At 58.8% G+C, this 22,614-nt stretch carries 17 protein-coding genes; 11 read left to right on the top strand and 6 right to left on the bottom strand.

The genetic code is table 11. The annotated features are described in order from the left end of the window. The first annotated feature begins 176 nt into the window (after positions 1 to 176). Entirely contained in the window at positions 177 to 1,121 is a 945-nt protein-coding gene (gene fepB / locus EDF73_RS10230; RefSeq protein WP_243655214.1) for a Fe2+-enterobactin ABC transporter substrate-binding protein, read from the top strand. Positions 1,122 to 1,224: 103 nt separating this feature from the next. Here fepB and entS read toward each other — a convergent pair whose 3' ends face one another. Then, positions 1,225 to 2,466 (bottom strand): enterobactin transporter EntS, encoded by a 1,242-nt coding sequence (gene entS, locus EDF73_RS10225; protein ID WP_132728823.1) that lies wholly within the window; start codon positions 2,464 to 2,466, stop codon positions 1,225 to 1,227. 236 nt (positions 2,467 to 2,702) lie between these two features. Between entS and fepD the strand changes: the two genes are divergently transcribed. The 3 genes from fepD to fepC are packed head-to-tail and all read left to right on the top strand — an operon-like array spanning position 2,703 to position 5,490. After that, positions 2,703 to 3,710, top strand: coding sequence for a Fe(3+)-siderophore ABC transporter permease (gene fepD, locus EDF73_RS10220; RefSeq protein WP_132728821.1), 1,008 nt, complete (start codon positions 2,703 to 2,705; stop codon positions 3,708 to 3,710). Then, the gene (fepG, locus tag EDF73_RS10215) at positions 3,707 to 4,699 is read left to right on the top strand and encodes an iron-enterobactin ABC transporter permease (protein ID WP_165905687.1); all 993 of its coding nucleotides are present in this window, start codon (positions 3,707 to 3,709) and stop codon (positions 4,697 to 4,699) included. Before fepD ends, fepG begins: the two co-directional genes overlap by 4 nt. Further along, positions 4,696 to 5,490, top strand: coding sequence for an iron-enterobactin ABC transporter ATP-binding protein (fepC, locus tag EDF73_RS10210; protein WP_132728819.1), 795 nt, complete (start codon positions 4,696 to 4,698; stop codon positions 5,488 to 5,490). Before fepG ends, fepC begins: the two co-directional genes overlap by 4 nt. A gap of 134 nt (positions 5,491 to 5,624) precedes the next feature. Here fepC and entF read toward each other — a convergent pair whose 3' ends face one another. From entF to fes, 3 genes are all read right to left on the bottom strand, one after another. Then, positions 5,625 to 9,506 (bottom strand): enterobactin non-ribosomal peptide synthetase EntF, encoded by a 3,882-nt coding sequence (entF, locus tag EDF73_RS10205; RefSeq protein ID WP_132728817.1) that lies wholly within the window; start codon positions 9,504 to 9,506, stop codon positions 5,625 to 5,627. Beyond that, positions 9,503 to 9,721 (bottom strand): MbtH family NRPS accessory protein, encoded by a 219-nt coding sequence (locus EDF73_RS10200; RefSeq protein WP_132728815.1) that lies wholly within the window; start codon positions 9,719 to 9,721, stop codon positions 9,503 to 9,505. Before EDF73_RS10200 ends, entF begins: the two co-directional genes overlap by 4 nt. 98 nt (positions 9,722 to 9,819) lie before the next feature. Further along, complete coding sequence (fes, locus tag EDF73_RS10195; RefSeq protein WP_279387995.1) at positions 9,820 to 11,064, bottom strand: enterochelin esterase; 1,245 nt, start codon at positions 11,062 to 11,064, stop codon at positions 9,820 to 9,822. Between the two features lie 238 nt (positions 11,065 to 11,302). Here fes and EDF73_RS10185 point away from each other — a divergent pair, with 238 nt between their 5' ends. Continuing rightward, on the top strand, positions 11,303 to 13,543 hold the full coding sequence (locus EDF73_RS10185; protein WP_132728811.1) for a TonB-dependent siderophore receptor: 2,241 nt from the start codon (positions 11,303 to 11,305) through the stop codon (positions 13,541 to 13,543). A 139-nt stretch (positions 13,544 to 13,682) separates the two neighbouring features. Next, complete coding sequence (gene entD / locus EDF73_RS10180; RefSeq protein WP_132728809.1) at positions 13,683 to 14,306, top strand: enterobactin synthase subunit EntD; 624 nt, start codon at positions 13,683 to 13,685, stop codon at positions 14,304 to 14,306. Between the two features lie 56 nt (positions 14,307 to 14,362). Here entD and EDF73_RS10175 read toward each other — a convergent pair whose 3' ends face one another. Both EDF73_RS10175 and EDF73_RS10170 read right to left on the bottom strand, forming a co-directional pair. Next, positions 14,363 to 15,298: a transketolase C-terminal domain-containing protein gene (locus EDF73_RS10175; protein WP_132728807.1), complete on the bottom strand. Its 936-nt coding sequence runs from the start codon at positions 15,296 to 15,298 to the stop codon at positions 14,363 to 14,365. Beyond that, on the bottom strand, positions 15,291 to 16,121 hold the full coding sequence (locus EDF73_RS10170) for a transketolase (protein WP_132728806.1): 831 nt from the start codon (positions 16,119 to 16,121) through the stop codon (positions 15,291 to 15,293). The genes EDF73_RS10175 and EDF73_RS10170 overlap by 8 nt, the downstream gene beginning before the upstream one ends. A 365-nt stretch (positions 16,122 to 16,486) precedes the next feature. Between EDF73_RS10170 and EDF73_RS10165 the strand changes: the two genes are divergently transcribed. The 5 genes from EDF73_RS10165 (at position 16,487) to EDF73_RS10145 (ending at position 22,600) form a co-directional block, all read left to right on the top strand. Beyond that, on the top strand, positions 16,487 to 17,437 hold the full coding sequence (locus EDF73_RS10165) for a sugar-binding transcriptional regulator (RefSeq protein ID WP_132728805.1): 951 nt from the start codon (positions 16,487 to 16,489) through the stop codon (positions 17,435 to 17,437). 362 nt (positions 17,438 to 17,799) lie between these two features. Continuing rightward, a complete protein-coding gene (locus tag EDF73_RS10160) occupies positions 17,800 to 19,320 on the top strand; it encodes an FGGY-family carbohydrate kinase (RefSeq protein WP_132728804.1) in 1,521 nt (506 codons plus the stop codon). A 134-nt stretch (positions 19,321 to 19,454) separates the two neighbouring features. Beyond that, complete coding sequence (locus tag EDF73_RS10155; protein WP_132728803.1) at positions 19,455 to 20,390, top strand: D-ribose ABC transporter substrate-binding protein; 936 nt, start codon at positions 19,455 to 19,457, stop codon at positions 20,388 to 20,390. 43 nt (positions 20,391 to 20,433) lie between these two features. After that, positions 20,434 to 21,054: a DUF2291 domain-containing protein gene (locus EDF73_RS10150; RefSeq protein ID WP_132728802.1), complete on the top strand. Its 621-nt coding sequence runs from the start codon at positions 20,434 to 20,436 to the stop codon at positions 21,052 to 21,054. A gap of 1 nt (position 21,055) precedes the next feature. Continuing rightward, entirely contained in the window at positions 21,056 to 22,600 is a 1,545-nt protein-coding gene (locus tag EDF73_RS10145) for a sugar ABC transporter ATP-binding protein (RefSeq protein WP_132728800.1), read from the top strand. Positions 22,601 to 22,614: the final 14 nt, after the last annotated feature.

Here is a 22,614-nt window from a genome sequence, read left to right as displayed (position 1 = left end):
TTACGAATAATTATCATTTATATTTTGGTTGGCTAACCTAAAAGGTATTGCCTGCCATGTCAACCGTACAAACGACATGTTGTGCTACTTAGGCTTGCATCCGCGCGATACAAAGTTGAAAATGAGACGCATTTATCTCAACTTAATCAGGATGCGAATTCGTGAATTTGTCCACTTTGTGTCGCCGTACCTTCCTGGCCTGCGGGCTGGCGCTTTTAGGAATTACCTCAGCCCTGGCGGCCGACTGGCCGCGCCAGGTGACCGATAGCCGCGGCACGCACACGCTGGAAAGCAAACCCCTGCGTATCGTCTCCACCAGCGTGACCCTCACCGGCTCACTGCTGGCGATTGACGCGCCGGTGGTTGCCAGCGGAGCAACCACGCCGAACAACCGCGTGGCGGACGACCAGGGGTTCCTGCGTCAGTGGGGCGCCGTCGCGAAGGAACGTAAGCTGGCGCGTCTGTATATCGGCGAACCCAGCGCGGAAGCCGTCGCCGCACAGATGCCGGACCTGATCCTGATTAGCGCCACCGGCGGAGATTCCGCGCTGCCGCTGTACGACCAGCTCTCTACCATTGCCCCAACGCTTATCATTAATTACGACGATAAAAGCTGGCAGGGGCTGCTGAGCCAACTGGGGCAAATCACCGGTCAGGAAAAACAGGCCTCGGCGCGCATTGCTGAATTCGACAAACAGCTCGCCGCGCTGAAGCAACAGATGAAACTGCCGCCGCAGCCGGTTAGCGCGCTGGTTTATACTGCCGCCGCCCATAGCGCCAACCTGTGGACGCCGGCGTCGGCGCAGGGTCAGATGCTTGAACAGCTGGGCTTTACGCTGGCGACCTTACCCGCCGGGCTGCATGCCAGCCAGAGCCAGGGGAAACGCCACGATATCGTCCAGCTGGGCGGAGAGAATTTAGCCACCGGCCTCAACGGGCAAAGCCTGTTCCTGTTCGCCGGCGATAGCAAAGACGCGGCGGCAATTTACGCCAACCCGCTGCTGGCCCATCTTCCGGCGGTCGAGAACAAACGCGTTTATCCACTGGGCACGGAAACCTTCCGCCTCGACTACTACAGCGCCATGCTGGTGCTGCAGCGTCTCGCCACCCTCTTCGGCTAATGCCTGTTCCCGGCGGGCACCGCGCTTTGCCGGGCGACTCACCCGCCAATCATCTCTCTGTGACCCGGATCAGGCGTTGACCCCGCTATCCGGGCTAGCGGTTTCAGACCTCGGCGACCGTTTCAGGACGCCTGAAGCGGCGCAGCTCCCCCAGCAGCCCGATCAGCATCACGCCGACAATAACCAGCGCCCAACCGCTGGCGCTCGCCGAGGCGACCGGCGTCATCATCGCCCCCAGCCCACCCAGCAGCGCCGCGCCGATGGCATCGCCGGTGACGTTCTGCGCGGTCCACAGGCCGTTGATCCGCCCGAGCATCGCTTCCGGGGTTTGGGTCTGAATCAGAGTGTACTGCAGCAGCGAACTGATCGCGCTCAGCCAGCCAAACAGCGCCAGGCACAACGCCCCCAGCTCCCAGAACGGCATCAGGCTGAACAGCGCGATGGCAAAAAACGACCCGACCGTGGTCATCAGCATCAGGGCCCCCGGTTTAGCGGTTTGCGCCAGCTGACCGCTGGTCAACGCCCCCAGCGCCGCCCCCAGCGGAATCGCGGCATATAGCAAACCAATCTGCGAGGCCGACATCTGCCAGCCGTCGGCCAGCGCCGGATAAAGAACTCGCACCGCGCTGGCCATGGTTAACAGACCGCCCAACAGCGCAATACCACCAATCAGCGGACTATTGAAGAGGAATTTCAACCCCGCCAGCAGCGACTTCAGCGGATGTTCACGCTGCTGCGGCGGCGGTGGCAGCAGCGGCAGACGCAGCAGGGTCAAGGTGGTGATAAACGTTCCGGCCGCCGCCAGGCCATAGTTCCAGGCGACGCCGCCGGTCGCCAGCAACAGGCCGCCAATCATCGGCGAAATCACCGACCCCAGACGCACCGTCAACATGGTGATGGCGCCAGCCTGCATCAGATTCTCGCGCCCGACCAGCGCCGGCGTCGCCGCCAGCAGCGCCGTCACGCCAAGCGAGGCAAAGAAACCGTCCCAGATACCCAGCAGATAGATGGCGATTAACGACGGCTCGGGCAACAGCGCATTGAGACACAGGCCGATAAACCCGACGCCGCAGGTTCCCCGTGCCAGCAGAATCAGGCGTTTACGCTCATAGCGGTCTGCCAGCACTCCGCCGACCATCAGCCCGATAAACATTGAGCAGCCGGTCAAGGTTACCGATAGCCCCACCTGCCAGGTGGAGTGGGTCATCATCTGGATCTGCACCGGGATCGCCACGCCCAGCAGGCCAAGCGACAGGATTGAGATAAAACGAGCAATAAACACGGCGCGAAACGCCGGGTGAGTTTTCAGCAGGCTGAGGTTCAGCAGCCGGGATTGTCGGTTCATGACAGCGCCTTGTGATTATTTCCATCTCCGCGTTATCCTTCAGGCTGCGTCGCTGTCGGCGGCAATTCCATAGCCCGCTCATACGGTTAGCTGTACTTCCAGGCAGGGGAGCGTTTGCCGCCGCGATGCATTCTGAATGATCTTGCGTATACCATTCTGGTGGGCGGCCATGCTAACATAACTGCATAGAATCGATAACGATAATTACTATCATTATCAAGCCAGGGATGTGAATTATGTCGTTTTCTACGACCACGGTGCGCGCCGTTGCCGTACCTGGTCTGTTGCTCGTCTTAGCCGTTGCGATTGCGCTCAGCCTGCTCGTCGGCGCCAAACCTCTTCCACTGAGCGTCGTCGTGGATGCCTTTTCCGGCACCTGTCAGAGCGCCGATTGCACCATCATACTTGATGCCCGACTACCGCGAACCCTCGCGGGGCTGCTGGCCGGCGCTGCGCTGGGTCTGGCAGGCTCGCTGATGCAGACCCTGACCCGCAACCCGCTAGCCGACCCGGGTATTCTCGGCGTCAACTCCGGCGCCAGTTTCGCCATCGTGCTCGGCGCGGCGCTGTTTGGCATCCATTCGCCGCAGGAGCAGCTGCTGATGGCCTTCTGCGGCGCCTTTGCCGCCTCGCTGCTGGTGGCCTTTACCGGCAGCCAGGGCGGCGGCCAGCTCAGCCCGGTGCGTCTGACGCTGGCGGGGGTGGCGCTGGCGGCGGTGCTCGAAGGGCTCTCTAACGGTATTGCGCTACTCAACCCCGATGTTTACGACCAGCTCCGCTTCTGGCAGGCCGGCTCTCTGGATGTGCGCACGCTGCAAACGCTGAAAATCGTCCTGCTGCCGGTGCTGATCGCGTCCGCGGTGACGCTGCTGTTAAGCCGGGCGCTGAACAGCCTGAGCCTCGGCAACGACACCGCCACCGCGCTCGGCAGCCGGGTTGCGCGCACGCAGTTTATCGGCCTGCTGGCGATTACCGTTCTTTGCGGCAGCGCCACGGCGGTCGTCGGCCCGATCGCCTTTATCGGCCTGATGATGCCGCATATGGCGCGCTGGCTGGTGGGCGCCGACCATCGCTGGTCGCTGCCGGTCACCCTGTTGGCTACCCCTGCCCTGCTGCTGTTTGCCGATGTGCTGGGCCGTCTGCTGGTTCCCGGCGAGCTGCGGGTCTCGGTGGTCAGCGCCTTTATCGGCGCGCCGGTGTTGATTTGGCTGGTCCGCCGCCAGCCGCGTGGAGGTGCAATGTGATCGCCCCTTCCCGCCGTCTGCTGCTCAGTTGCCTGATTCTGCTGGCCGCCAGCCTGCTGGTCTCCCTTTGCGGCCTCGGCAGCGGTCTGGTCCCGCTAAGCGTCGATCGGGTCATTTCCGCCCTGCTGGGCGATGCGCCGCGTAACATCACCATGGTGGTCACCGAATGGCGGCTGCCGCGGGTGCTGATGGCCCTGCTGATCGGCGCGGGGCTTGGCGTTAGCGGAGCCATTTTTCAGTCGCTGATGCGCAACCCGCTGGGCAGCCCGGATGTCATGGGGTTCAACACCGGCGCCTGGAGCGGCGTGCTGGTGGCGATGGTGATCTTCGGCCACAACCTGACGGCGATCGCCCTCGCGGCCATGGCCGGCGGCGTGCTGACCGCGCTGGTGGTCTGGCTGCTGGCCTGGCGTAACGGCATCGAGACCTTTCGCCTGATTATCATCGGGATCGGCGTTCGCGCCATGCTGGTGGCCTTCAATACCTGGCTGCTGCTGCGCGCCTCGCTGGAAACCGCCCTCTCCGCCGGGCTGTGGAATGCCGGGTCGCTCAACGGCCTGACGTGGGGTAAAACCTGGCCCTCCGCGCCGCTGATTCTGTTGATGCTGGTCTGCGCGGCGCTGCTGGCGCGGCGCATGCGGCTGCTGGAAATGGGCGATGATACCGCCTGCGCGCTCGGCGTAAGGGTTGAGCGCTCCCGCCTGCTGCTGATGCTGGTGGGCGTGGTGCTGACCGCCGCCGCCACCGCGCTGGCCGGGCCGATTTCGTTTATTGCCCTGGTGGCGCCGCATATTGCTCGCCGTCTGAGCGGCACCGCGCGTTGGGGGCTGACCCAATCGGCGCTGTGCGGCGCGCTGCTGCTGGCGCTGGCTGACTACAGCGCCCAGCGTCTGTTTATGCCCTATCAGCTTCCGGTGGGTGTGGTCACCGTCAGCATCGGCGGTATTTATCTCATCGCGTTGTTAATTCAGGAGTCCCGCAAAAAATGACCGCAGTCTCTCCCCGTTTGCGCGGCGACCAGTTGACCCTGGCGTACGGCAAAAAGATCATCGCCGAATCGCTGAATGTGACCATCCCGGACGGTCATTTCACCGCGATTATCGGCCCCAACGGCTGTGGGAAATCAACCCTGCTGCGAACCCTGAGCCGCCTGATGACTCCGACCAGCGGTCACGTTTACCTCGATGGCGAACAGATCCAGCGCTATGCCAGTAAAGAGGTGGCAAAACGCATCGGCCTGCTGGCGCAAAACGCCACCACGCCGGGCGACATCACCGTTCAGGAGCTGGTCGCGCGCGGTCGTTACCCGCACCAGCCGCTGTTTACCCGCTGGCGTAAAGAGGACGACGAGGCGGTGAACAAAGCGATGAAAGCCACCGGTATTCGCGACCTGGCGCAGCAAAGCGTGGATACCCTTTCCGGCGGCCAGCGGCAGCGGGCATGGATTGCGATGGTGCTGGCCCAGGAAACCGCCATCATGCTGCTGGACGAGCCCACCACCTGGCTGGATATCAGCCATCAAATCGATCTGCTGGAGCTGCTGAGCGAATTGAATCGCGAGAAGGGCTACACGCTGGCGGCGGTGCTGCACGACCTCAACCAGGCCTGCCGCTACGCGACGCATTTGATTGCCCTGCGCGACGGCAAAATTGTCGCCGAGGGGGCGCCGAAAGAGATTGTGACCGCGGAGCTGATCGAGCAGATTTACGGCCTGCGCTGTACGATCATTGACGATCCGGTGGCGCATACGCCGCTGGTCGTGCCGCTGGGGCGGCGTTAAGCGCCTCTTTTCCCACCGGATCTTAAGCATGAAAAAACCCCGGTCGCGCTGCGCTTACCGGGGCTACGGGATGGTGCGGTCGGGTCGGATAGCCCGGATAAGGCGTCTGCGCCGCTATCCGGGAGCAAGATGAACTAACCCAGAATGTCCCGCATGACCGGGCCAATCGCTGCAAAGGCCTGCGGCGAGATGATCTCCACGTGAGCGCAGTCCTGGCTAAAGACCTCCAGTTCACCGACCCAGGGTCCCCACGCCACGTGCGGATCCATCCCCGGCTGGCGCGTTTTTTCCGCCACAAACAGCGTCGCTTTACCATCAAACTTCGCGCTGTGGGCGGTGGTCAGCAGACGCACCGCATCGGCATAGTTGCCCTCGATAACGCTGAACAGTTCGCCGGATGCCTGCCCCTGCTGGGCGGCGAGGAAGGCTTCGCGCTCGCGGTCAATCTCCGCCAGCACTTCCGGATCCAGACCGTTAGCCTCTTTCTCCGCCCAGTTCTGCGTCTCCGGCGGCCAGGTATCCAGCAGCCCGAGGAACGCCACCTCTTCGCCGCGCTGGCGTAAACGGGCGGCAATGCCCTGCGCCAGCGTCCCGCCGAGGGAATAGCCAAAGAGGTAATACGGCCCGTGCGGCTGCTGCGCCAGCAAGGTTTGCAGGTGCTGCTCGCACACCTCATCGAGATTAGCGGCGCGCATCATCGGCCCTTCCGGGCGCGGCGACTGAATGCCGGTAATCGACCAGCGCGGGTTGAGGTAGCGCGCCAGCACGCTGAACTGCCAGGCAAAACCCGATGCCGGATGGAAACAGAACAGCGTCGGGCCGTCGCTGTCACGCAGCGGCAGAATCGCATCAAAGCCCAGGCGCTGCGCTTGTTCATCGCTGAGATCGGATGCCAGCAGCGCGCTCAGTTTCCCGACCGTAGAGGCCACCATCACCTGCCCTGGCGTGACCTGACGATCCAGCTCGCGACCAAGCTGCGCCGCCAGGCGCATCGCCAGCAGCGAGTGACCGCCAAGGGCGAAGAAGTCGGCTTCGATGTCGTTCACTTCGCAGCCCAGCAGCCGGCTGAACGCCTGCGCGACCGTAGCTTCAATACCCGGCTCCGGCGGACGACCGCCGCGCGCGTTGTCCAAGGTCGGCAGCGGTAGCGCTTTACGATCCAGTTTGCCGTTGGCGCTCAGCGGCAGCTCCGCCAGCTGTATCAGCACCACCGGCACCATATGCGGCGGTAGCTGTTGCGCAAGCCGCGCTTTCAGCGCCGCGGTATCGAGCGGCAGCCCTGATTCTGCAACCAGGTACCCCACCAGCTGGCGGGCATCGCCGCCGGTCGCCGCCGCCTGATTAAAGACGCAGGCATGGGTCACCGCCTGGGCGACGTCCGGTAATGCCGACATCACCCGATCGATTTCCCCCAGCTCAATGCGCTGTCCGCGAATTTTCAGCTGATCGTCGCTGCGCCCAAGATACTCGACCGCGCCGTTATCCAGCCAGCGCGCCACGTCGCCGGTACGGTACATCCGTTCGCCTGCGGTATACGGGTCGGCAATGAAGCGCGAGGCGGTCAAATCCGGGCGTCCCAGATAGCCCTGCGCCAGCTGGATCCCGGTCAGGTAGAGATCCCCGGCCCCCCCCGGCGGCACCGGACGCAGGGTGGCATCGAGTATACGCAGCCCGGTATTCCAGACCGGCCAGCCAATCGGCACGCTGCTGCCGGTGACCGCCGCCAGATCCGCCCCACAGGCCGGGTACCAGCTGACGTCCACCGCCGCTTCGGTCGGGCCATAGAGGTTATGCAACGGCGCGCCGGTCAGGGTCTCCCATTCGCGACACAGGCCGGTGGGTAACGCTTCGCCGCTACAGAAAACGCGTTTCAGCGTCCGGCAGCTCGCGACGTTGTCCGCATCCAGCGAGGCGACAAACGCCGCCAGCATTGAGGGGACAAAGTGGGTGGTGGTCACGCCGTAATGGGCGAAGAACCGCTGCATCGCCAGCGGATCGCGATGCGCTTCCGGATCGGCCATCACCAACCGTGCGCCGGCGATGAACGGCCACCAGAACTCCCAGACCGACACATCAAAGCTGCACGGCGTTTTTTGCGCCACCACATCCTCGGCGGTGAGCGGATAGTGGTTTTGCATCCACAGCAGACGGTTAACGATCGCCGTTTGCCCGACCATCACCCCTTTCGGACGGCCGGTGGAGCCTGAGGTAAAGATAATGTAGGCGGTGTGTTCCGCCCGGGAGAGCGCCAGCGGAGTGTCATCATCCGCCGCAAGCGGCCGCTGATAACACAAGGTTTCAAGACCCGGAATATCGCTAAAGCGGGCCAGCTGATCTTCCGCGGTAATCAGCAGCGAAGGACGCGCGTCCTCCAGCATCATACGCAGGCGGTCGTCCGGATAGCCGGTATCCAGCGGCAGCCAGGCCGCGCCGGCCTCGACGATCCCGTGCAGCGCCAGGGTGAGGAACGCCGAACGCGGCAACGCCACCGCCACGCTATCGCCGGGCTTCACGCCGCGATCGCGCAGCAGCCGGGCCAGCGCCACAACCTGCTGGCGCATTTCCCGGTAGCTGAACTGCCAGGTCGCGTCCGCCAGCGCCGGGGCATCCGGCGTTTTCGCCGCCTGCTCCGCCACCAGCGCGCTCAGCGTCGTCACCGGCAGCGCGACGCCGGTATTGTTGACCTGCGCCAGTCGTTCCGTCTCGTGGTCTGACAGCAGATTGGCCTCGCCACAGCGCAGCGCCGGGTCGGCGGCAAACTGGGCCAGCAGCGCAGATAAACGCGCCACGTGCGTTCGCAGCGTCGCTTCGTCATAGCGCTCTTTATTCGCCAGCACTTCCAGCGACAGGCCGCCGGACTCATCCGGGAACAGCGCCAGTTCAAGGTCATTCACCGGACCGGTCGCCAGGGTGTGGGTCACCGCCTGCACGCCGTCGATATCGAGGACATAATCAAAGACTTTGACGTTTAATACCGGGCCAAACAGCGGCTCATCGCCGGCCGCCTTGCCGCTATCGCGGACGATCTGTTCGGCATCATAGCGCTGGTGGCGGCGCATTTTTTTCAGCTGCGCGGCCAGACGCAGCGCCAGCTCCGCCAGCGTCTCTTGCGCATCAATATTCACCGCCAGCGGCAGGACGTTAAGCACCGGTCCGCTGGCGGTCAGCGCCGCCGATCCCATCCGACGCATAAAGATAAAGCCTGCGGCGTAATCCATCCGGCTGCATAAGCGCCCGAGCCAAAGCGTGGTGAGCGCCAGCGCCAGGTCGGCACGCTGGCACTGCGGGGCGCCGGCGGCCAGACGGCTGAACAGACCGGCATCCAGCTCCAGCTTCAGACGCCAGATATCGGTGCTGGTCGCGCGCCCGGCTAGCGGCGCGGCAGAGAGCGACGCCGGCGACGGCAGCATTTTACGCTGCTCCATCCAGAACTGCTTATCGCGCTGCCAGGCATCGCTGCCGTAATAGTGCTGGTACTCCTCCACCACCTCGGCGAAGGGAGTAAAGGGAGAAGGCGGTGTCTCTTCGCCACGCTGCCAGGCGCGATAAATCGCGGCGATCTGGCGGGTAATCGCGGGGAAACTGAAGCCATCGACCAGTAAATGGTGATAACGCTGATACCAGTACCAGCAGTCATCGGCCACGCGCAGCAGCTGGTGACAGACCAGCGGATTCCCGCCATCGACGCGCAGATTCTGGCCGAGGTCGGCCTGCATTAACGCCAGCGCGGCGCCGTGCGGGTCGCTCGCTTCGCGCAGATCGCCATATTCAGGTTCGGCGAAGGCGCGGTGCTCATCGACCCACTGCCAGACTTCGCCGTTATCTTCGCAAAAACGCATGCTGAGGGTGTCGGCCTGCGCCAGCCCGGCGACAATCGCTCTGCCCAGCAGCGCCGGGTCCAGATTGCCGCGCAGTTCAACATAGTGGGCCACGCTCCAGGCGCCGGGCAGCGTAGAGAGACGCTCCGCCATCCAGATCCCTGCCTGTGCCGCCACCAGCGGTAAACGAGTGCTCATGATCGGCTCCTTGAGGTCGCATGGTGCGCGGGGGTGAGGGTTGACCAGTTCGCCGCCAGCCAGGTATTACACGCTTCTAAGGACTGCGGCGGGCATTCCACCGCCCAGCCTTGCGGCAATGCGCAGTGGTGCGGCCACAGGCTGTACTGCTGTTGTTCGTTGCGCAAAATGTAAAACTGCCCTTGCGGATTATCGAAGGGGTTGCTGAATTGCATACCAAACTCCTGTCTTTACTCTACATCCTGCAAGCAATCCCGGCGGTGGCTGCCGCCTCGATGCATCCCGAATGATGTTGAGTCTGAAGCGCGCTCTGCTATTGCGCGCGGCTCAAAGGCTGCCACAGCTGGATTAACCCTGCTGTCAGCCCGCCGCGCCAGCAAAGCGCATCGTGCCCGCCGTCAACCTGACGCCAGAAAATCGTCTGCTGTGTCTGCTGTAGTTGTAATAAAAGCGCCTGATTGGCGCGAAAAATAAGCGGTTCACGCTCACCGGCTTCCAGCCAGATTCGCAAACCGCGCGGATGAATCTCCCCCTGGCTCAGGCGTTCAATCAGCAGGCCCGTCTGCGCGCCGCCGCGATGCGGCCACCAGTAGGAGCCCGACTGACTCAGGACGCAGCCAAACCGTTGCGGCCAGTACAAAGCGGCAAACATCGCCGCCAGGCCGCCAAAGCTCTGCCCGGCGACAACGGTACGATCGGCGCGATCGCTGAAGGGAGCGATGCGGCGCACCTGAGGCAGCAGCTCTTCCTGTAGCGCCAGCCAGAAATCACGATTGCAGGGCAGCTCCCGGCCGCGATGGACGTTATCAATGACATCGATCAGCAGATAGACCGCCTGCGGCAGTTTAGCGTCGTGCGTCAGTCCGGCCAGCGCAGGCCAGACCGGCATGCTTTCGGCCCAGAACTGGCCATCCAGCAACACCGCCAGCGGGCGCTCTTCAGGCGCGTCATCGCCGGTGGCGTAAACCCATACCCGCCGCGTATTGCCAAGGCGCGGGCTGTGCCATTCGATACAGACCGGCGGTTGATAAAGCGCATCGCGCCGCGACCAGCCCGGCTGTTCCGGCGCCTGCGGCAGTTCCAGCGCCGAGACCGCATGGCCGCGTCCCCCCTTCCAGCTTTGCGGGTTTAACGGGTCGGCAATGGCGCGCGGCAGCAGCTTGCGCCAGCCTTCGCGCAACAGGGTGCGATCCGGGCTGCCGCCGGCGAAAATCTCGGGGGCGAAATCGTCATCACGATCGGAGGGAATAAAGCAGTAGCTGCCGCGCCAGGTGGGTGATAGCGTGGTTTGCCAGTGCCAGACATCGGTGCCGGGCACCCGCTGTAGAGTTTGCGGTACGGCATTTTGATGATGGTCGGTGACGCCGGTGATATAAATCCACACCCGTCGGGTCGCCGAGGTCGCCTCGCTGCCCGCCGGATCCCGCCACCAGAAGGTGACCCGACACGCATCGTCCAGCGCCTCAGACCGTGGGCCCGTTATCCCCTGCCACCAGTCATCACTTCCTGTCTTTAGCATTCCTTCATTAACCTTATGTTTATCGTGATATTTATCAATAAACGTAATATTTTGTTGATAATATTATTGATAACTATTTTCATTTGCAATAGCGTATTAGCGCACTTTTGGAAGCGTCATATCTAATTAAACAGGTCAGCGCGCGCGTACGGCTCCAGTGATGGCGTCGCCTTCGCACCCGACTGACAACATTTATGTGGCAACATTTATGCCGCCTCCTCTCCCGGTGGGAAGGGGTTAACGGGGATAGCGGCAACGAAGAGCAGGACTTACTAAAATGAATAACAGGATCAAATCCCTGGCGTTACTGGTCAATCTGGGAATTTATGGGGTCGCCTTCCCACTGTGTGCGGAAGAGACCAGCACCGGCAAAAAAACGGCCCCCGAGGAAACGATGGTCGTCACCGCCGCCGAGCAAAACCTTCAGGCGCCGGGCGTATCAACAATCACCGCCGATGAAATTCGTAAACGTCCGCCGGCGCGCGATGTCTCCGAAATTATTCGCACCATGCCGGGGGTGAACCTGACCGGCAACTCCACCAGCGGCCAGCGCGGTAACAACCGCCAGATCGATATTCGCGGCATGGGTCCGGAAAACACCCTGATCCTGATTGATGGCAAACCGGTCACCAGCCGTAACTCCATCCGCCTCGGCTGGCGCGGCGAGCGCGATACCCGCGGCGATACCAGTTGGGTGCCGCCGGAGCTTATCGAACGCATTGAAGTCATTCGCGGCCCGGCTGCGGTACGCTACGGCAACGGCGCCGCCGGCGGCGTGGTCAACATTATTACTAAAAAAGGCGATAGCGAGTGGCACGGTTCATGGAACACCTACATGAACGCCCCGGAGCATAAAGATGAAGGCGCCACCAAACGCACTAACTTCAGCCTCAACGGCCCGCTGGGCGGCGATTTCAGCTTCCGCCTGTTAGGTAACCTCGATAAAACCCAGGCCGATGCGTGGGATATCAACCAGGGCCATCAGTCAGAACGTACCGGTATTTACACAGATACTCTGCCTGCCGGTCGTGAAGGGGTCGAGAACAAAAATATCAACGGCGTCGTGCGCTGGGATTTTGCGCCGATGAACTCGCTGGAGTTTGAAGCGGGCTACAGCCGCCAGGGTAACCTGTACGCCGGGGATACGCAGAACACCAACACCAACGACCTGGTGAAAGAAAACTACGGCAAAGAGACCAACCGTCTCTATCGCCAGACCTACTCGGTGACCTGGAACGGCGGCTGGGATAACGGCATCACCACCAGCAACTGGGCGCAGTACGAGCACACCCGCAACTCGCGCAAAGGCGAAGGCCTGGCCGGGGGCACGGAAGGTATCTTCAGCAGCGATCGGTTCTCCGATATCGACCTGTCCGACGTCATGCTGCACAGCGAAATTAACCTCCCGCTCGATTTGTGGGTCAATCAGAACCTGACGCTGGGTACCGAATGGAACCAGCAGCGTATGAAGGATAACGCCTCCAACACCCAGACCTTTATGGGCGGCGATATCCCGGGTTCAACAAGCACCGGCCGCAGCCCGTATTCACAGGCGGAAATCTTCTCGCTGTTCGCTGAAGACAACGTTGAGTTGACCGACTCCACTATGCTGACCCCGGCGCTGCGCTTTGACCATCACAGCATCGTCGGCAATAACTGGAGCCCGTCGTTGAACCTGTCGCAGGGTCTGGGCGATGACTTTACCCTGAAAATGGGCATTGGCCGCGCCTATAAAGCGCCGAGCCTGTACCAAACCAACCCGAACTACATCCTGTACAGTAAAGGCCAGGGCTGTTACGCCAGCGCCACCGGTACCGGCTGCTACATGATGGGTAACGATGACCTGAAGGCGGAAACCAGCATCAACAAAGAGATCGGCCTTGAGTTTAAACGCGACGGCTGGCTGGCGGGCGTGACCTGGTTCCGTAACGACTACCGCAACAAGATTGAAGCCGGCTATGCGCCGGTTGGCCAGACCGGAACGGGTAAAGTCCAAACCGATATTTACCAGTGGGAAAACGTGCCGAAAGCGGTGGTAGAAGGCCTGGAAGGGACGTTGAACGTCCCGGTTAGCGATACCGTTAACTGGACCAATAACATCACCTGGATGCTGCAAAGTAAGAACAAAGAGACCGGCGACCGCCTGTCGATTATCCCGGAATATACCCTCAACTCGACCCTGAGCTGGCAGGTATATGACGATGTTTCCGTCCAGTCGACCTTCACCTGGTACGGCAAGCAGCAGCCGAAGAAGTACAACTACAAAGGTCAGCCGGTTACCGGCAGCGAGAAGAACGAGGTTAGCCCCTACAGCATCCTCGGCCTGAGCGCGACCTGGGACGTCACCAAATACGTCAGCCTGACCGGCGGCGTGGATAACGTCTTCGATAAACGCCACTGGCGTGCGGGTAACGCCCAGAGCACCGGCGGTGATACTGGTTATATGTACGGCGCAGGCGCCGCCACCTATAACGAATCGGGTCGGACCTGGTACATGAGCGTCAACACCCACTTCTGATTGCGTGGCTGAACCCGGCCTCCCTCTTCCTCCGGAGGGCGGCCGGGGACTTCTGAATGACAGGATAGATACCACAACATCTTTCGGCTGGAACCAACGAGCATCGCCCTTTCCCTGCCAACTGAAGTATGATGGCTGGATGCAGACTATATACGCCACTTTCTCCTTTGCCGGTCATCAGCTCCATCAGGTTGATTTCGACCCGGCGACCTTTCAGCCTCATGATCTCCTGTGGTTACCGCATTATGCGCAGCTCGCCAACAGCGGCCGGAAACGGCAGATGGAACACCTCGCCGGCCGTATCGCCGCCGTTCATGCCCTGCGTGAAGCGGGAGCAACAGGCGTTCCGGATATCGGCGAACAGCGCCAACCGCTGTGGCCCGCCCCGTGGTCCGGCAGCATCAGCCACTGCGATACTCGCGCACTAGCGGTGGTTTCCCCCGCGCCGGTAGGCATTGATATTGAAAGAGTATTAACGCCCGCGCTGGCCACAGAGCTGGAAAGCAGCATCGTCAGCGCAGCGGAAAGCGCGGTGCTGCAAGCCAGCGGGCTGCCCGCTGAGCTGGCGCTGACGCTGGCGTTCTCGGCGAAAGAGAGCGGGTTTAAGGCCCTACCCCTCTCTCAGCAGGCGGGATTGGGATTTATGCACTTTCAGATAACAGGCATAACCGACGATATCGTTACTTTACAGGTAGCAAAGCAGCGCCAGCGGCTACGGTGGTTAGCAGAGGGCGCACACGTTATCACCCTCTGCAGCGCATAAGATGCACGCAAGGAAAGAACCCGTACGGTAAACCCGCACGGGAAAATGAGCCAGAGTCAGCACAACGTCTGCGCCAGTGTGGCAATCGCCTGCGCATCAAAACCGTGGTACTGGCGCATCCAGCCCCGGTCCGCCGCCGCCGCGTATTCGCCATCTGGGATCCCCAGCCGTTTCAGAGGGATGCCGACCCCCGCTTCCGCCAGCACCTCGGCCACCAGACTCCCCAGACCGCCATTCACGTTATGCTCTTCAACCGTAATCACCGCCTTGCTGCCCTTCAGCGCGGCGAGTAATGCTGCGGTATCACAAGGACGAATCGAAGGCACGCCAATCACCTTAGCCTGAATGCCTGATTCAGCCAGTGTTTGCGCAGCATCGACAATTTCATGCACCGTCGAGCCGGTGGCAACCAGCGCCAGATCATGGCCTTCACGCAGCACGGTTACCGCGCCGGGCACAAAACGATAGCTTTCATCGTACAGTTCCGGGAGCGCTTTACCATCAAGGCGGATATAAACAGGTCCCTGATACTGAATGGCATAGTCGATGATCTGCCGACATTCGCGCGGTGACGACGGCGCGTAAATCTGAATATTGCCAAACCCGCGCATGATCGCCAGGTCGTCAATCGAATGGTGGGTACTCGCCAGCGGGCCATAGCTGGCTCCCGCATTCAGACCAAATAATTTCACGTTGGTGTTGTTGTAACAAACATCGACTTTAATCTGTTCATTGGCGCGGGAAATTAAGAATGGTGCGGCGTTACAGGTCACCGCCACCTTCCCCCCCAGCGCCAGACCGGCCGCCATCCCCACCATACTTTGCTCAGCGATACCGACATTAACCAGACGGTCAGGAAAGTGTTTAATAAAAGGGGATATTTTCGCCGTCGACGTTGAATCGGCGACAACCGGCACCAGATCAACACCGTTTTCGACGGCCTCAATAAACGCTTGAACCATCACGTTCGCCAGGTGTTCTGCATTACTCATCTTTCAGTTCCTCCAGTGCCAGTTCAATCTCCTCACCTTTCGGTACCCGGTGGTGCCATTCCGGACGCCCCTGGATAAAGGAGATACCGGCGCCTTTCGTGGTATGTGCAATAATGACGTTAGGTTTTCCTTCCTGCCGTAGCCCTTCCAGGGTTGCCACCACCGAGGCCATATTATTTCCCTGACACTCGGTTACGTTCATACCGAAGGCCTTCCATTTATCGGCGAGCGGATCGGTATTCATAATTTCGCGTGTTGGCCCGGCCAGCTGGAGATTGTTCTTGTCGTTGATAATAATAAGGTTATCAAGGCCATAATGCGCCGCAGCCAGCGCGGCTTCCCAGTTGCTCCCCTCTGCCAGTTCACCATCCCCGGTGATTAAAAAAATGCGGCGGGGGCTGTTGCTCTTTTTCGCCGCCAGCGCCAGCCCCACCGCAACAGGCAAACCATGGCCCAGCGCCCCGGTATTCAGCTCAATGCCGGGCGTTTTCTGGCGAACCGGGTGGCCAGGAAGATGAGAATTGGCGTGTTGATAGGTGCTCAACCAGTCCACCGGGAAGAAACCCGCCTCAGCCAGTACGCAGTAATAGCACCCCACCGCATGGCCTTTGGACTGGATATAAATATCACGCTCATCATCGGCAATGCGTTCCGGGGAAACATTTAACACGCGGAAGTACAGCGCGGTGAGTAGCTCCACCTGCGACAGGTCGGCACCGGTATGACCGCCAGCCGGGCTGTTGGCATTCAATCGGACAATGTGGCGGCGTACAGCGCGGGCCTGACGCTCAAGTGCCTGGACATCGTAGTTGTAGGGATTCATTTAATACCTCTGAATTTAATTTCAACTTGGAATATTTATTCCGTAAGGGACTAAAAAAACCAGACATCCCCTGGCAGGGCATCGTATGACTTGCGCCGCTACACCAAACTCAGGAACATTCTGCCTCCTCACCATCAGGCATACCGGCGCCTGGATAATTTTTCAGTTGATCTGAAACCATAATGAATATATATTCAATGATGATTCTTTATTCAATTATGCCGCGACGAGGCTGTTTTTGTCCATAGCTGTTTTAGAGGATTGATAAAAGTTAGAGTCTCATCACACTTAACTGTCTTTTTTTTTCGCGTATGATAAAAACCTCTAACATAATGGCTGCACGTTAATGATTTTCGGGGATATATATGGCTAAGCAGGATGAACAACGGCTATTAGTTAAGATTGCCACTCTTTACTACCTTGAAGGACGAAAGCAGTCCGACATCGCTCAACTTCTCTCGCTTTCTCAGTCATTTGTCTCCCGCGCCATCACCCGTTGTCAAAAAGAAGGGGTCGTTAAAATTAGCGTGGTTCAGCCATCAAATATTTTCCTGAATCTTGAAAAAGGGATTGAGGATCGCTACGGCATTAAACAGGCCATCGTGGTGGATACCGAAGAAGATGCGAGCGATCACACCATCAAACGCGCCATTGGCTCCGCTGCGGCGCACTATCTGGAAACGCGATTACGGCCAAAAGATCTGATTGGCGTCTCTTCATGGAGCTCGACCATTCGGGCCATGGTCGACGAAGTCCACGCGCAGAGCCTGAAAGCCAACGGCGTGATCCAGCTGCTGGGCGGCGTCGGGCCGAATGGCAATGTGCAGGCGACAATTCTGACCCAGACCCTCGCCCAGCGCTTAAACTGCGAAGCGTGGCTGCTGCCTTCGCAAAGCATCGAAGGCTCCATGGAAGAGAAAAACCGTCTTGTCGCCAGCCATGATGTCGCCGATGTGATAGCGCGCTTTGATGAAGTCGATATCGCCATCGTCGGGATTGGTATCCTCGAACCTTCACAGCTACTGAAAACGTCAGGCAACTACTATCACGAAGATATGCTTCAGGTGCTGGCGGAGCGCGGCGCAGTGGGCGACATCTGCCTGCACTATTACGATAAAAACGGTCAGGCCGTGTTACGCGATGATGAAGATCCTGTTATCGGCATGGCGCTGGAGAAAGTCAAAAAATGTCCCAATGTCGTCGCCCTGGCTGGCGGTAGCGATAAAGTCGCCGCCATCAAAGGCGCCCTCTCCGGCGGTTATATTGACGTGTTAATTACCGACTACCCGACCGCCAGACTGCTCGTCACGGGCTGATTCCGCGGCAAAACGTCTTTTCTGCTGCCTTTGCGCTATCCCGATAAACGCAGAGGCACGTCAAATAAACTCTTATATTTCAATCTTATAAACCGCTAAAAAACGGCACTCCTTCAACATAAGCCCTGCATTTGTCGATCCCGATAAGTGTGATTGCCAGCACAATTGATAACTTTTCCTCTAGCCCCACGGAAGGTTTCTGGCTAAGGTATTAAATAAATAATCACTATCGAATATATATTCAGTGATTAAAAAAGTGATAACAGAATGTCACATTATGGCCTGCTAAGCAGCAATGCGATAACGAGGAAGTTCGCCTTTCCCGCAATGCCAGGACGAAGAGTGACTCAGGAGACGATCTAATGCTGGCAACACAGAAAGAGTTCATCATTGCGCTCGATGAAGGCACCACCAATGCCAAAGCGGTGGTACTTGACGGCCATGGCAACGTTATTGTGAAGTTTTCTCAACCCTTAGCGATTCAGACCCCCTGCGATGGCTGGGTAGAGCAATCAGGGGAGGCGTTGATCGCGGCCTCGCTCAACGTGATTGCGCAGGCCATCAGCCACGTGGGCGCAGAAAATATTGCGGCGTTAGCCATCAGTAACCAACGTGAAACGGCAATCGGCTGGTATCGGCAGAGCGGCAAACCCATTAATGCCGCCATCACCTGGCAGTGTACCCGTAGCGCCAGCTTCTGTGAGACGCTGCGCCGCGACCACAAAGAGCAGCACATTAAGGCCATCACCGGGCTGCCGATCGCCCCGTTATTTTCCGCCTCCAAAATGCGCTGGCTACTGGAGTCGGTCCCAGAAGGTCGCTCTCTGGCTGAGTGCGGGGAGATTTGTCTCGGCACCATCGATAGCTGGATCCTGTGGAATCTGACGCAGGGCGCCGCTTTTAGCTGTGACTATTCCAATGCCGCCCGAACGCAGCTGCTCAATTTGCATACCGGGCAGTGGGATGATGAGATGCTGGGGTTGTTTCAGATCCCGCGCGCCGCGCTGCCGGAAATTAAACCCTCCAGCGGTTTATTCGGCTACACCCGGGGGCTGGCCGCCATTCCTGATGGCATCCCGGTGATGGCGATGGTTGGCGATTCACACGCTGCGCTGTTTGGTCACGCCTTAGGGGAGCAAGGCTGCGTCAAGGCCACTTACGGAACGGGTTCCTCCGTCATGGCGCCGGTGAAATCAGCGCAGTGCGATATCGATGCCCTGGCCACCACCATCGCATGGCATGATGGTGAAAGCCTCACTTACGGGCTGGAAGGCAATATCCCGCATACCGGCGACGCCGTAGCGTGGATGGCTGACAGTACCGGGTTAAGCGAACTTTCCGCCAGCGAGCTGGCCCACGAGCTCAACACCCTACCGGCCTCCGTCGACTCGACGCTGGGCGTCTATTTTGTGCCCGCGCTAACCGGGCTCGGCGCCCCGTGGTGGGACGATAGCGCACGCGGCGTCATTTGCGGTTTAAGTCGTGGGGTGAAGCGCGCCCACCTGATTCGCGCGGCGCTGGAATCAATCGCGTACCAGATAGCCGATGTGGTGGTCGCGATGCGTCAGCATGAGGATTTCAGCTTATCGGCGCTGATGGTGGATGGCGGACCGACAAAAAATGACTGGCTGATGCAATATCAGGCAGACCTGCTGGGTTGTCCGGTGATGCGCAGCGATGTCCCCGAGCTTTCTGCTATCGGCGCCGCCCTGCTGGCCCGTAAGGCCATTTATCCGGGCACGCTGATTGATTTAAAAGCCTTTTTAACCCCACACAGCGAATTCCGCCCCGATATGGCACGCCATCTGCGTTTACACAAGAGATGGCAGGAGTGGCGCTATGCGGTGGACAGAACATTATGGAAACCGGCGCCGTCCGCCTGACGTCCCACCAGGGATCCCATTGCGCGACGAACCTGAGTCATTCACTAAAGGAGGATTCCGGCCCATAACACTGATTTTCAGGCCTTGCGTTGTTTCACCGTACCCGACAATAACAACAGAGAGAGAACATTGTCATGAAATTACGTTTAACGCTTTTAACTGCTGCGACCCTGACCGCTTTTTCTTTTACCGCACAGGCGGTGGAAAAAGGGACTATTATGATTATGGTTAACTCGCTGGATAACCCCTATTACGCTTCTGAAGCCAAAGGTGCCAGCGAAAAAGCTAAACAGTTGGGATATAAAACGACCATTTTGTCACATGGCGAAGATGTAAAAAAACAGAACGAACTTATTGATACTGCCATCGGTAAAAAAGTTCAGGGAATTATTCTCGATAATGCTGACTCTACCGCCAGCGTCGCCGCCATTGAAAAAGCGAAGAACGCGGGAATTCCGGTTATCTTAATCAACAGGGAAATCCCGGTCGATGACGTGGCCCTTGAACAAATTACGCATAATAACTTCCAGGCCGGTTCGGAAGTCGCCAACGTATTTGTCGAGAAAATGGCGGAAAAAGGAAAGTATGCGGAACTGACCTGCAACCTTGCCGATAATAACTGCGTAACCCGTTCTAAATCCTTCCATCAGGTTATCGATCAGTATCCGGATATGGTCAGCGTCGCCAAACAGGATGCGAAAGGTACCCTCATCGACGGCAAACGTATTATGGATAGCATTCTGCAGGCTCATCCTGATGTCAAAGGGGTGATTTGCGGTAACGGTCCTGTCGCTCTTGGCGTCATCGCCGCGCTGAAAGCGGCGAACCGCAGTGATGTGGTCGTGGTGGGCATCGACGGCAGCAATGATGAGCGTGATGCCGTCAAAGCCGGAACGCTACAGGCTACGGTGATGCTGCAGGCCCAGGCCATCGCCGCACAAGGGGTTAACGACCTCGATAACTACCTGCAAAAAGGGGTAAAACCGGCGAAACAGCGCGTGATGTTCCGCGGCATCCTGATCACCAAAGATAACGCAGATAAAGTTCAGGACTTCAATATCAAATCCTGAGTTCGGGTTGTTGCGCCCCTGCGGGGGCGCAGAGGAGAGTCTCATGTATAAAAAAACCTGGCTGGCAGTGGCCGTTCTGGCACTCGGAGGCTGTCGTATTGTCTCTCAGCAAGAGCTGGCCGATCTTAAATCCCCGCCCAATCCGCACATGGCGCATATCGACCAGACGTGGCAGGAGAAAATCGTCCCGCAGGTCGTGGCGCAGGCCCGTCCCGCAGAGGAATTAATGACCGCCCTGCATGCGGCCAAAGATATCGATAGCGCTTGCAAAACCCTGGGCTATCGCGCTCAGGAAGAAAACCCATGCATCTTCTTCGTCAAAGTTGAAGGGCAGATTAATAAAATCGATGCCGCCTCGCGCAGTGGAAAAATGACGATACAGGATCCCGCCGGCAGCAACATCGTGGTGCAAATTGGCCCAACGCTGCGCGGAACGCAATTACGCGACGGCTATAACGGTGCCAGCTATCAGGACTTTAACGATCAGGTACTGTTTGGTGAATATAGTCGGGCCATTAACCAGCAGGCGGTAAAAATGATCCACGCCGCGCAAATTAAATCCGGCGAAACGGTTCAGGTCTATGGCGTATTCTCCGCCTGGGATATCCCGCAAACCGTCCCTGACATTACCCCCGCGAAAATCGTTCGCCTGGGAGGACAATAAGATGCTGGCGCAAGAAATCGTCGCTCCTCAACCAGTCGAAGCTGAAGTTATTATCGAAACCCGTGGCTTATCTCGCGTTTATCCCGGCGTGATCGCCTTAGATAATGTCGATTACCGGGTCTATCGAAATAAAGTTAACGTTCTGATCGGAGAAAATGGTGCGGGCAAATCCACCATGATGAAAATGCTTGCTGGTGTCGAGTCCCCCTCCTCCGGAGAAATTATTCTGGATGGTTCCCCTGTTTCATTAAATTCTACCCATCAGGCAGAAAAACAGGGCATCAGTATTATTTTCCAGGAGCTGAATTTATTCCCCAACATGAACGTCATGGATAATATATTCATGGCTAATGAGTTTTTCCAGAACGGGAAAATCAACGAAAAATACCAGTATGAGTTAGCCAAAGCGCTGCTGCAAAGGCTGGAGCTTGATGTCGATCCTTATACCCCGCTCGGGGAACTCGGTATTGGCCACCAGCAGCTGGTTGAAATTGCACGCGCGCTGTCCAAAGACACGCGCGTCCTGATCATGGATGAGCCCACCTCTGCGCTCAGCCAGTCGGAAGTCAAAGTACTGTTTAACGTCATTGAACAGCTTAAACGCCGCGGCGTCACCATCATTTATATCTCCCATCGCCTGGAAGAGCTGATGGAAATTGGCGACCACATTACCATTTTCCGCGATGGCCGTTTCATCAGCGAACGTACCGTCAGCGAAGCCAGCATTCCCTGGATCATTGAACAAATGGTCGGCGACAAGAAAAAGCATTTCGACTACCGACCCGCCCCGAAAGGCGACCCCGTTCTGGCGGTGGCAGGACTGACCGCGCTTCATCATAGCGGAGGCTACAAACTTAATGACGTGACCTTCACCCTGTGTAAAGGGGAGGTGATCGGCATTTACGGCCTGCTGGGCGCCGGGCGCACCGAGCTGTTCAAAGGGCTGGTCGGCCTGATGCCCTGCCAAAATGGCGACATCCACCTCAACGGTGAAAATATTGCTCAGGCGCACTTTCAGGCGAGACTGAAAAAAGGGCTGGCGCTGGTTCCGGAGGACCGACAGGGTGAAGGCGTCGTACAGATGATGTCGATTCAATCCAACATGACGCTCTCTGACTTTAGCCTGCAAGGTTTTCGTCGCGCCTGGAAATGGCTGAATCCGCATAAAGAGCAGGCCAGCGTTAAAGAGATGATTCGCCAGCTCGCCATCAAGGTCAGCGATCCCGAGCTTCCCATCACCTCATTAAGCGGCGGCAACCAGCAAAAAGTGGTGCTGGGCAAAGCGTTAATGACGCAACCACAGGTCGTTTTCCTGGATGAGCCGACCCGCGGCATCGACGTCGGGGCGAAAACGGATGTCTATCACCTCATCGGCAAAATGGCTCATCAAGGGCTGGCGGTGATGTTCTCCTCTTCGGAGCTGGATGAAGTGATGGCTCTGGCAGATCGTATTTTGGTGATGGCCGATGGCCGTATTACCGCCGATTTACCGCGTCATGCGGTTACCCGCGAAAAATTGATCGCGGCTTCAACACCTCAAGATTAATCAGGCTGGAACCC

Source organism: Klebsiella sp. BIGb0138 (assembly GCF_004342285.1).
Taxonomy (GTDB): Bacteria; Pseudomonadota; Gammaproteobacteria; order Enterobacterales; family Enterobacteriaceae; genus Klebsiella.
The sequence above is the reverse complement of the archived record's forward strand: the minus strand, read 5'-3'. Positions and strand labels throughout refer to the sequence as shown.